The organism is Cupriavidus consociatus (assembly GCF_017814975.1).
In the GTDB taxonomy this organism is placed as follows: domain Bacteria; phylum Pseudomonadota; class Gammaproteobacteria; order Burkholderiales; family Burkholderiaceae; genus Cupriavidus; species Cupriavidus consociatus.
The window spans coordinates 19,546-29,686 of the sequence record NZ_JAGIQA010000047.1; the positions used below are offsets into that span (position 1 = coordinate 19,546).

Sequence of the window (10,141 nt, forward strand, 5' to 3'; positions counted from 1 at the left end):
TTGCCACCATGAATCTCAAGCGTTTCGCCCGCTATCCCCTGACGTTCGGCCCCACGCCCATCCAGCCGCTCAAGCGTCTCTCTGCCCATCTTGGCGGCAAGGTCGAGCTGTACGCCAAGCGCGAGGATTGCAATAGCGGCCTGGCCTTTGGCGGCAACAAGACCCGCAAGCTCGAATACCTGATCCCGGACGCGCTCGCGCAAGGCTGCGACACGCTGGTCTCGATCGGCGGCATCCAGTCGAACCAGACGCGCCAGGTGGCCGCCGTGGCCGCGCACCTGGGACTCAAGTGCGTGCTCGTCCAGGAAAACTGGGTCAATTACTCCGACGCGGTCTATGACCGGGTCGGCAACATCCAGATGTCCCGGATGATGGGCGCCGACGTGCGCCTGGTGGCCGACGGCTTTGACATCGGCATCCGCAAGAGCTGGGAAGAGGCCATGGAGAGCGTGCGCCAGGAGGGCGGCAAGCCGTACCCGATCCCCGCCGGCTGCTCGGAGCACCCGCTGGGCGGCCTGGGCTTCGTCGGATTTGCCGAGGAAGTGCGTGCGCAGGAGGCCGAACTGGGCTTCAAGTTCGACTATATCGTTGTGTGTTCGGTCACGGGCAGCACGCAGGCGGGCATGGTGGTGGGCTTTGCCGCCGACGGCCGGGCTGATCGCGTGATCGGCATCGATGCTTCGGCCAAGCCCGCCCAGACTCGCGCGCAGATCCTGCGCATCGCCAAGCATACTGCGGGGCTGGTGGAACTGGACCGCGACATCGTCGACGCCGACGTGGTGCTCGACGAGCGTTATGGCGGCCCCGAATATGGCCTGCCGTCCGAAGGCACGCTCGAGGCCATCCGCCTGAGCGCCAAGTACGAAGGCATGATGACCGACCCGGTCTACGAGGGGAAATCGATGCACGGCATGATCGACATGGTCCGGCGCGGCGAATTCCCGGAAGGCTCGCGCGTGCTGTATGCCCATCTTGGCGGAGCACCGGCCCTGAACGCCTACAGCTTCCTGTTCCGCAACGGCTGACCGACGCACGGAGGTGCTGCGATGAATCCCACTCTACATTCGTCCCTGCGCAGAGCCTTCGTGGCGGCCCGGGCGCTGGCGCTGCCAGCGCTGGCGGTTGCCGCCGTCGGGGCCCACGCGGCATCGGCGTATCCGGTCCGGCCCGTCACGCTGGTGGTGCCGTTCCCGGCCGGCGGGGCGGTCGACATGATCGGCCGGCTCGTCGGCAAGAGCCTTGGCGATGCGCTGGGCCAGCCGGTGGTGATCGAGAACCGCGCCGGTGCCGGCACCATCGTCGGGGCCGGCTATGTGGCCAAGGCCGCGGCCGATGGCTACACACTGCTGATCAGTTCGGGATCGACGTTCACCGTCAACCCGGCCATCAACGCGAGCCTGCCGTATGACCCCGTGAAAAGCTTCGAGCCCGTCGGGCTGGTGGCGCGCGTACCGCTGATCGTGCTGGCGAACAAGGTGGTGCCAGTGGATACGCTGCCGCAGATGGTTGCGGCGGTCAACGCTGCGCCGGGCAAGTACGTCTATGGGTCCTTCGGTACGGGCACCACCGGGCATTTCGCGGGCGAGATGCTGCTGGGCGCCACGGGCATGAAGCTGCAGCACATCCCGTACAAGGGCAGTGCGCCGGCTGTGGCCGACCTCATCGGCGGGCAGATTCCGTTCTCGGTCGATACGGTCGCCGCGTCGCTGCCCCATATCCGCAGCGGCAAGATCAAGCCGATCGCGGTCATGGGCGCCCGCCGCGCCACGCTGCTGCCTGACGTGCCCACCGTCGCGGAAGCGGGTTATCCGGGCTTCGACGCCGACTCGTGGGTAGCCATCGCGGCGCCGCGCGGCTTGCCGGCCGACGTCAGGGTCCGGCTCGAAAACGCCGTAGCGCAGGCGATGAAAGCCCATGAGGTCCAGCAGAAGCTGCTGGCCAACGGGCTCGAGCCGAACTACGCGGGCCCGGAGCAGGTCAGTGCCATGATCAGCAAGGAACTGCCGCTGATGCGCGCCACCGCACAGCGCGCGAGCATCACGGCGAATTAGTGCCCCAGCTGTCTCACTTCACGGGAGTCAGAATTGGTGCTCCCTTATTCTTGATCAGGACCACAACAAACCTGGCCGGCTGTGTGGAACTGGCATTGCGCCCGACGGTATGGATGTCATTGGGGCCTTCGTGGAAGGTATCCCCGGCCTTGAGTGTCACCTCCTTGCCGCCCTTGACCGCCATGACAATGCTCCCCTCGAGCACATAGACAAAGGCGTGTGCATCATGTCGATGCACAGGGTCGACCGAGCCGGGCGGATATTCCACGATGATCATCTGAGCTTCCTTGCCCGGGTATTCAGGCAACGGTTCCGTCCGCAGCGGCGTGACTTTCGCTTCCGGTGCAGCCACCGCCGGCTGCGCCGCCATCAGGGACGACAGCATCAGCGCCGCCGCAAATGACACGATTGCTTTCATGGCATTACTCCACATTGGCTTGCGAGAGCCACTGGTCGAGGCTGATGCGGCCGATCCGCGCATCGCCGAGCGGTACGAGCGACATTTCCTCGACCTGGCCGCCGTAGTACAGGGCGTCGCGGTCCATCACGACCGAACGTGCGTCGCCTGTCAACTTCAGATAGCGCGCAACGATCTCCGCGAACGGGGCGCGGTCAGGGCCGGCAATCTCGATGGTGCCGTTTTGCGGTGCTTCCAGCGCGACTTGCGCAAGGATTGCCGCGACGTCTTGCGAAGCGATCGGCTGAAACAGCCCATCGCCGATGCGCACGGTGGTGCCGTCCGTGCCGAAGTCGGCGATACCGCCGAGAAACTCCATAAACTGGGTGGCGCGCACGATCGTGTACGGCACGCCGGCAGCTTCGATCGCCTCTTCCTGGGCGACCTTGGCAGCGAAATATGCATTCCCGGGCATGCGGTCCGTACCGACGATGGATAGCGCGACGTGATGGCGCACGCCCGCGGCCACTTCGGCCTTGCCGAGATTGCGCGCGGACGTGCGGAAGAAATCGAGTACCGCCTGTGGCTCCCAGGAGGGTGCGTTCGCCACATCCACGACGACGTCTGCGTCCTTGAGTGCTTGATCCAATCCTTCGCCCGTCACGCTGTTCACGCCGGTACGCGGAGATGCCGCGACCGCCGTGTGGCCCGCCTTGGCGAGCAGCGCGACAAGCTGGGAACCGATCAGCCCGGAACCACCGATTACAACGATCTTCATGGCAGATTCTCCAGATGAGAGTAGTGAAAATGCGCGGTGCCTTGATGGCGCGGCATCGCATGTGGGTGCCAGTCCCCGTCGCATTGTGTGAGACCATTGTGGAACAATCATGCCCCAGGGATAAGGGCCAAGAATTGTCGAAATGACTAGGCCATATTCATGCTGCCTACAGTGCCCGGACTCATCATGACCGCACGGACTTCCCCATTGGCCATCGAAATCGATCGCCAGCACCGCTTGCCGATCTATCTGCAGATTTGCGAGCGGTTCAGGACGGCCATCGCGGCCGGGCACCTCCGTCCTGGCGATCGCGTGCCCGCGCTTCGGGGGCTCGCCACGCAATTGAATACGGCCCGGGGCACGGTCGAAATGGCCTATACCATCCTAGTCGATGAGGGCTACCTGCAGATGCGCGGTGCGGCCGGGACGTTCGTATCCGCCTCGCTACCGGCGGCAGTGACGCGTTCTGCAAGTGGACAGGATCGGGAGCACATGCGCGCGAGGGAGGGGGACGCGCCCGCGGTGTCTGATGCATCGCGCAGCCGGCAGCCGGCGCCGCGTCAGCTGGCAATCGCGGTGGCGATGAGCGGGGAGCCGAAGCCGTTGCAACCCGGGTTGCCGGCGCTGGACGCGTTCCCGCGCACGCTCTGGAACCGGCTCGTTTCGCGTTGCGCGCGCAGCGGTCAACGCGCGATGCTTGCCTACCCGGACCCGGTTGGTTATCGGGCGCTGCGCGAACACATTGCCACCTATCTTGGCTTGTCGCGGGGCGTCGAGTGCCTGCCGGAACAGGTATTCATTACCGCTGGCTACCGCGCGACGCTCGAACTCTTGTTGCGCAGTCTCGCGAGCCCCAGCGACCGCATGTGGTTCGAAGACCCCGGCTATCTGCTCGCGCGCAGCTTTCTGGCCGAAGCCGGTGTTCAACTGGTACCGGTGCCAGTCGATAGCGAAGGCATCGATGTCGAGCGCGGCATCGCGCTGGACCCGCAGGCGCGTTTTGCACTGGTTACCCCATCGCATCAGGCCCCGCTCGGGCACACGTTGTCGCTCGCCCGGCGCATGGCACTGCTGGATTGGGCGTCGAAAGGGTCTCGCTGGATCATCGAAGACGACTACGACAGCGAATTTCGATATGTGGGCCGGCCACTGCCGGCATTGAAAAGCCTCGACAAGCACGATCGCGTGATTTATTGCGGCACGTTCAGCAAGGTAATGTTTCCCGGGCTGCGGCTGGCGTATGCCGTGGTGCCGGAGCGCGCTGTCGAACGCGTCGGGCGCGTGGCGTGCAGCATGAATGCCGGCTCTCCGATGCTATTGCAGGCGGCCGTGGCGGACTTCATCGAACAGGGGCATTTTGCGCGGCACGTGAAGCGGATGCGTGCGTTGTACGGACAGCGACGCATGCTGATTGCGCATGCGCTGGACCAGGCGTTCGGGGAGCGCATGATTGTCGCCTTGCCGCACGGCGGAATCCAGTTTGCGGTCCAGTTTGCCGAAAGCCCTGAGGGTCCCGTCGACGACGTGGCCTTTGTTTCGCGCGCACGCGACGCGGGGCTCGCGGTACTGCCGCTGTCGATCTGGTACGCGAACGTACGCACGCGGCGCACCCCGCGCGGCCTGGTAATGGGCTTCGCGAACGTCACCGATGCGAGGGACGCGTCTCGTCTCGCGCGAACGTTGCGCGGGTGCCTCGACGGCTAGGCCGGCGCCGAGCTGCAGGAGCGCACCGACACCGCGCTGCGGGGCGTCGGCGCGAACGGCGCGTCGCTGAACACGCGCGCCATGCCGTCCGCATTCCCCAGTTGCACGAGCGCCGGGCGCCCCTTGCGTGCCGGCGGCGTGGAGCCCGGCGCGATGCCTAGATCGATGGGTCCGTCTCCGGATACCTGTCGAAGGTCAGCTTCACCAGCTGCCGCAGCCACACGATGGCAGGATCATGGTGAAAGCGAGGATGCCAGTACTGGCTCAGCGCATACGGCGGTAATGACACAGGCGGCTTGACGACCCGAACGATGCCATATTGGCGAAAGACGTTGGCCAACTCCTCGGGCACGGTCGCGATCAGGTCTGGCTCCTGGTCCATCAGGAGCGGGATGCTCAGGAAGTGCGGCGTATGCAGGTAGACGTTTCGCTTCACGCCGTGACGTTCGAAGGCTGCGTCGTAGGCTGGACTGGATCGCCCCGCCAGGCTTACTGAGATTTGCGGCATGGATTCGAACTGCTCGATCGTCAAGGTATCGCGCACGCGTTTGTTCTTCTTGCTAACGATCGTGACGAAACGATGCATGAACAACTGCTGCTGGAACAAGGACTCCGGTGCGGTCTGCACGGAGCCAAGCAGCAGGTCGGCGTCGCCGGATGCCAGCAGTGCCTCGATTTGCGGAATCGGCACTTGCAACGTGCGCAGATTGCAGTGCGGCGCCTCCTTTCGCAGTCGCCTGATCAACGGTGGCAGGAAAACCAGCTCGCCCATATCGGTCATGCATAGCGTGAACGTTCGACGCAGGGAGACCGGGTCGAAGCTCGCCTGCGGCAGCACGCGAGTGCGCACTGCCGTCATGACTTCAAGCACAGTGCCGGCCAGCGCCTCGGCCTTGATCGTTGGCGTCATGCCCGCAGGGGTTTTGACAAAAAGCGGGTCGTCGAAATAGTCGCGCAGGCGGTTCAGCGCATGGCTCATCGCGCTTTGCGTGAGGCCGAGTTGTGCCGCCGCACGCGTCACACTGCGCTCGCGCAACATGGCATCGAAAACGGTCAGCAAGTTGTAATCGAACGTGTCGCTATGCATGGCATACATTCCGGGAATGATTGGCATGAGATTGACGCATGTTGTGGCCATCCCTAACCTCCTGTCAACGCGCTCGAAAAAGGCGCGTCCTCACAGGAGACGAGCATGTTCATCAGGGACACCTGGTATGTAGCCGGCTGGGACAACGAAGTCGGCGAAAACAACCTCTTCAGCCGGACCATCACCGGCATCCCGGTGCTGATGTACCGGACGGAAGATGGTGTGCTGCAGGCACTCGAAGATCGCTGCTGCCATCGTGGCGCGCCATTGTCCGTGGGACGGCGCGAGGGTGACTGCGTCCGATGCATGTATCACGGCCTGAAATTCGATGCGACGGGCCAATGCGTGGAAGCGCCAGCGCAACAACGCATCCCGCCCCAGGCGCGCGTGCGGAAGTTTCCCGTGGTGGAACGCAATCGCTGGATCTGGATCTGGATGGGTAACGCCGAAAAAGCAGATCCCGATCTGATTCCCGACACCCACTGGCTCGCGGACCCGGCCTGGCGCAGCCTTGACGGCTATATCCACTACGACACGAACTATTTACTGATCGCCGACAATCTTCTCGACTTCTCTCATCTTCCGTTTGTCCATCCCACGACGCTAGGCGGCGGCGAGGACTATGCGGCGGCCCAGCCGAAGGTCGAGCGGCTGCAGGACGGCGTCCGCATCACGCGCTGGACGCTCAATACCGAGCCGCCGCCGTTTGCAAAGAAGATCAAGGACTGGCCTGGCAAGGTGGATCGCTGGAATGTCTACAACTTCACGATTCCTGCCATTCTGTTGATGGACTCCGGCATGGCGCCGACCGGCACGGGCGCGCCAGAAGGCACGCGCATCGACGCAGCCGAGTTTCGCGGCTGCCAGGCGCTGACGCCGGAGACCGAGACCTCCACCCACTACTTCTTTGCCCACCCGCACAATTTCGCCATCGACGATCCGGAGGTCACGCGTTCGATCCACCAGAGCGTCGTGACGGCGTTCGACGAGGACCGCGACATCATTACCGCCCAGCAACGGTCCCTGGCGCTGGCGCCGGATTTCAAGATGATCCCTTTCTCCATCGATGCGGCGTTGTCGCAGTTCCGATGGGTCGTGGAGCGCAGGCTGGCCGATGAGGCTGCCCAGAGGCAAACGCCACAGGCGAAGGTGGCATGATGAAGCTCACCGTGACGACACTGCGCCTCGAGGCGGAAGGCGTGCTTGGCGTTGAATTGCGCGATCGATCGGGTGCGTTGCTGCCGCCATTCGAGCCCGGGGCCCATGTCGATGTCAGCTTTTCCAATGGGCTGACACGCCAGTATTCGATTGCCAGCAGCGCGACAGACAGTACACGCTATTGGCTTGGCATTGGGCGCGCTCCCGTCTCGCGCGGGGGATCGAGCTACGCCCATGCAAGCCTTCGCTTGGGAGACGTCCTCGAAGTCAGCGAACCGCGTTCGCTTTTCGGTTTGCAGGAGGAGGCTTCCGGCCACATCTTTATCGCGGGCGGGATCGGCATTACGCCGATCCTCGGCATGATCCATCGGTGCGTCGAGCGCGGCCACGCCTGGCGCCTGCTGTACTGCGTGCGATCGCGGCGCAACGCCGCTTATCTCGAACAGCTCGATCCTTTCAGGAATCATGTCGTGGTGCATGCAGACGACGAGCATTCCGGCAGGGCCGATATCGAAGGCGCACTGGGATCCTTGCCGGAAGGGTGGCATGTTTATACCTGCGGTCCGGCGGCGATGATGGAAGCGGTCTGTGACAGGGCAAGGCTGGCCGGCATCCATCCGGGCTCGGTACACCTGGAGCGGTTCGGCGCGGATCCGGCGGAAATTGCAGTCCGTCCACGCCAGACGTTCAGCGTCCGGCTGCTTCGTCATGGCGGTTGCTTCGCCATTCCGGAAGACCGCAGCATCCTCGATGTTCTCGAGGAACATGGCGTTGTCCTGCCATCGTCATGCAGGGAAGGTTTGTGCAGGAGCTGCGAAGTACCGCTCGTGTCTGGCCAGGCTGATCACCGTGACTATGTCTTGAGTGAGGAGGAACGCTGCGCGCATCAGTCCATACTGATCTGCGTGTCGCGGGCGAAGGACGGCGAGCTGGTGCTGGACATTTGAGAGTCTTTTGGCCGGTCGGCATCAACGTCGCTTCGCAAAGGAGTTGGTCGATGCCTCAGCTTTCGGGAGTGATCTTTGCGTCTTCGACGATTCGCGCAAATCTGGCCGACTCTTGCTGGATGAAGGCTTTGAATTGATCTGGTGACGCAGGATTCGGATTGCCACCGAGATCCCTGAGCCTGGCGTCGAGCTTCGGGTCCTTCAGCGCTTCGGCCACCGCGGCGTTCAGGCGTGTGATGACCGGCGCGGGCGTGCCCCTGGGCGCGAACAGGCCGAACCAGTTCTCCAGGGTGTAGCCCTTCAGGGTGGCCGAGTCGGAGATGGCTGGAATCGCCGGCGCCAGCGGGCTGTTCCCCGGCGAGGTGATGCCGAGCGTGCGCACTTTGCCGTCCTTGATGAACTGGCGCGCACCGGCGAGGCTGACGAAGGTCATTTCGATATTCCCGCCGATCACATCGAGCAACTGGTTCGAAGCGCCGCGGTAGGGAACGTGAGTCAATTGCACGCCGGCCTGCCGCGCCATCAGTTCGCCAGACAAGTGCTGCGGGTTGCCGACGCCGCTGGTGCCGTAGCGAACCTTGCCGGGGTTGGCACGGGCATAGGCAATCAGCTCGTCGATGGTCTTGTACGGCAGCTTCGGGTTCACCACCACCACGTTGGGCACCTTGACGATCAGGCTGACAGGCAGCAAGTCAGTCTGCGGCGCGTACTGCATGCGGCTCTTGTAGACATAAGGATTGATCGCCGTTTCGCCAGCTGAACCCATCAGCAGCGTGTAGCCGTCGGCAGGCGCCTTGACGACGGCCTGCGCGCCGATCATGCCGCTGCCGCCGCCCTTGTTTTCAACTACCACCGGCTGGCCCAGGACGGTGCGAAGCTTCTCGGCCAGCACGCGAGCCATGGCGTCGACGCCGCCGCCGGCGGAGAAGGGCACGACGATGGTGACAGGCTTGGTAGGGTAGGGGGCCTGGGCCAGGGCGGCTCCGGAGGCCAGGGCGAGCAACAGCGCTCCCAGCCGTGGGATGATGCACGGGACTTTCATGGTGTCTTCCTCTTGCTTGCTGTGTGAGGCGGCTCGGTGCGGCCGCCTTCGCTTGTGGTGTTGGCGTGCCGGCTTCCCTTACTCGTCCGAGCCGCCCATCTTGCGCAGGCCCTTGAACACGAACGGTGCAACCAGTGCCGCGACCGCTATCGCCAGCAGCGCCGCCGAGCCGGGGTGGGAGACGAACACCCACGGATCGCCCAGGCTCATCTGCATCGCGCGGCGGAACTGGCTCTCGGCCATCGGACCCAGGATCAGGCCGACGATCATCGGCGCCACCGGGTAGTCCAGGCAGCGCATGCCGAACCCCACCAGCCCGAAGACCACCAGCATGGCCAGTTCCACGATGGACGGATTGGCCGCCAGCGTGCCCATCGCCGCAAACACGAGGATGCCGGCATAGAGCCACGGCTGCGGCAGCTTCAGCAGCCGCACCCAGATGCCGATCAGCGGCAGGTTCAGCACCAGCAGCATCACGTTGCCGATGAACAGGCTGGCTACCAGGCCCCATACCAGGTCGGGCTTGTCGGCGAACAGCAGCGGGCCGGGGACCAGCCCGTATTGCTGGAAGCCGGCCAGCATCATCGCCGCGGTGGCGGAGGTGGGCAGGCCCAGCGTGAGCAGCGGCACCAGCGTGCCGGTGGCGGCGGCGTTATTGGCGGCCTCGGGGCCGGCCACGCCTTCGATCGCGCCGCGGCCGAACTCGTCCTGGTGATCGGTCAGCTTGCGTTCGACGGTGTACGACAGCAGGGTCGGCACCTCGGCGCCGCCGGCCGGCAGCGCACCGATCGGAAAGCCCAGGGCGGTGCCGCGCAGCCATGCCTTCCACGAGCGCTTCCAATCCCCAGCGGTCATGCGCAGCCCGCCCTTGACGGCTTCGATGGTGTCGTGCACACCCTGGAACTTCGCCGCTGAGAAGAACGTCTCGCCCATCGCGAACAGGCCCACCGCCAGCGTGGTGACCTGGATGCCGTCGA

Annotated in this window: 10 protein-coding genes; 5 read left to right on the forward strand and 5 right to left on the reverse strand. The window is 64.4% G+C overall.

All coding sequences use genetic code 11. From position 1 onward, the window contains the following. Positions 1-8: 8 nt before the first annotated feature. Together J8I82_RS35065 and J8I82_RS35070 are read left to right on the forward strand one after the other, a co-directional pair. Positions 9-1,025, forward strand: coding sequence for a 1-aminocyclopropane-1-carboxylate deaminase (locus J8I82_RS35065; RefSeq protein WP_209764511.1), 1,017 nt, complete (start codon positions 9-11; stop codon positions 1,023-1,025). Positions 1,026-1,046: 21 nt separating this feature from the next. Further along, positions 1,047-2,051: a Bug family tripartite tricarboxylate transporter substrate binding protein gene (locus J8I82_RS35070; RefSeq protein ID WP_209764513.1), complete on the forward strand. Its 1,005-nt coding sequence runs from the start codon at positions 1,047-1,049 to the stop codon at positions 2,049-2,051. A 13-nt stretch (positions 2,052-2,064) separates the two neighbouring features. Here the strand turns inward: J8I82_RS35070 and J8I82_RS35075 are convergent, their stop codons facing one another. Together J8I82_RS35075 and J8I82_RS35080 are read right to left on the reverse strand one after the other, a co-directional pair. Next, positions 2,065-2,469 (reverse strand): cupin domain-containing protein, encoded by a 405-nt coding sequence (locus J8I82_RS35075; RefSeq protein ID WP_209764515.1) that lies wholly within the window; start codon positions 2,467-2,469, stop codon positions 2,065-2,067. Between the two features lie 4 nt (positions 2,470-2,473). Next, positions 2,474-3,226, reverse strand: a complete 753-nt coding sequence (locus J8I82_RS35080) for an SDR family oxidoreductase (RefSeq protein WP_209764517.1) — start codon at positions 3,224-3,226, stop codon at positions 2,474-2,476. Positions 3,227-3,412: 186 nt separating this feature from the next. On the opposite strand from J8I82_RS35080, the gene pdxR reads away from it, so the two are divergent. Further along, positions 3,413-4,930 carry a MocR-like pyridoxine biosynthesis transcription factor PdxR gene (pdxR, locus tag J8I82_RS35085; RefSeq protein WP_209764519.1) on the forward strand — a complete coding sequence of 506 codons (1,518 nt, stop codon included), beginning with the start codon at positions 3,413-3,415 and terminating at the stop codon, positions 4,928-4,930. Between the two features lie 157 nt (positions 4,931-5,087). Here pdxR and J8I82_RS35090 read toward each other — a convergent pair whose 3' ends face one another. Beyond that, positions 5,088-6,044: a LysR family transcriptional regulator gene (locus tag J8I82_RS35090; RefSeq protein ID WP_431831608.1), complete on the reverse strand. Its 957-nt coding sequence runs from the start codon at positions 6,042-6,044 to the stop codon at positions 5,088-5,090. A gap of 78 nt (positions 6,045-6,122) precedes the next feature. Here J8I82_RS35090 and J8I82_RS35095 point away from each other — a divergent pair, with 78 nt between their 5' ends. Continuing rightward, positions 6,123-7,175, forward strand: a complete 1,053-nt coding sequence (locus J8I82_RS35095) for an aromatic ring-hydroxylating dioxygenase subunit alpha (RefSeq protein ID WP_209764522.1) — start codon at positions 6,123-6,125, stop codon at positions 7,173-7,175. Continuing rightward, positions 7,172-8,122, forward strand: a complete 951-nt coding sequence (locus tag J8I82_RS35100) for a PDR/VanB family oxidoreductase (RefSeq protein WP_245180496.1) — start codon at positions 7,172-7,174, stop codon at positions 8,120-8,122. The genes J8I82_RS35095 and J8I82_RS35100 overlap by 4 nt, the downstream gene beginning before the upstream one ends. Before the next feature lie 55 nt (positions 8,123-8,177). On the opposite strand, the gene J8I82_RS35105 is transcribed toward J8I82_RS35100, so the two are convergent. Further along, positions 8,178-9,164, reverse strand: coding sequence for a Bug family tripartite tricarboxylate transporter substrate binding protein (locus J8I82_RS35105; RefSeq protein WP_209764523.1), 987 nt, complete (start codon positions 9,162-9,164; stop codon positions 8,178-8,180). A gap of 78 nt (positions 9,165-9,242) precedes the next feature. Further along, positions 9,243-10,141 (reverse strand): tripartite tricarboxylate transporter permease (locus tag J8I82_RS35110; protein WP_209764524.1); only part of this gene is annotated, 899 nt, incomplete at its 5' end.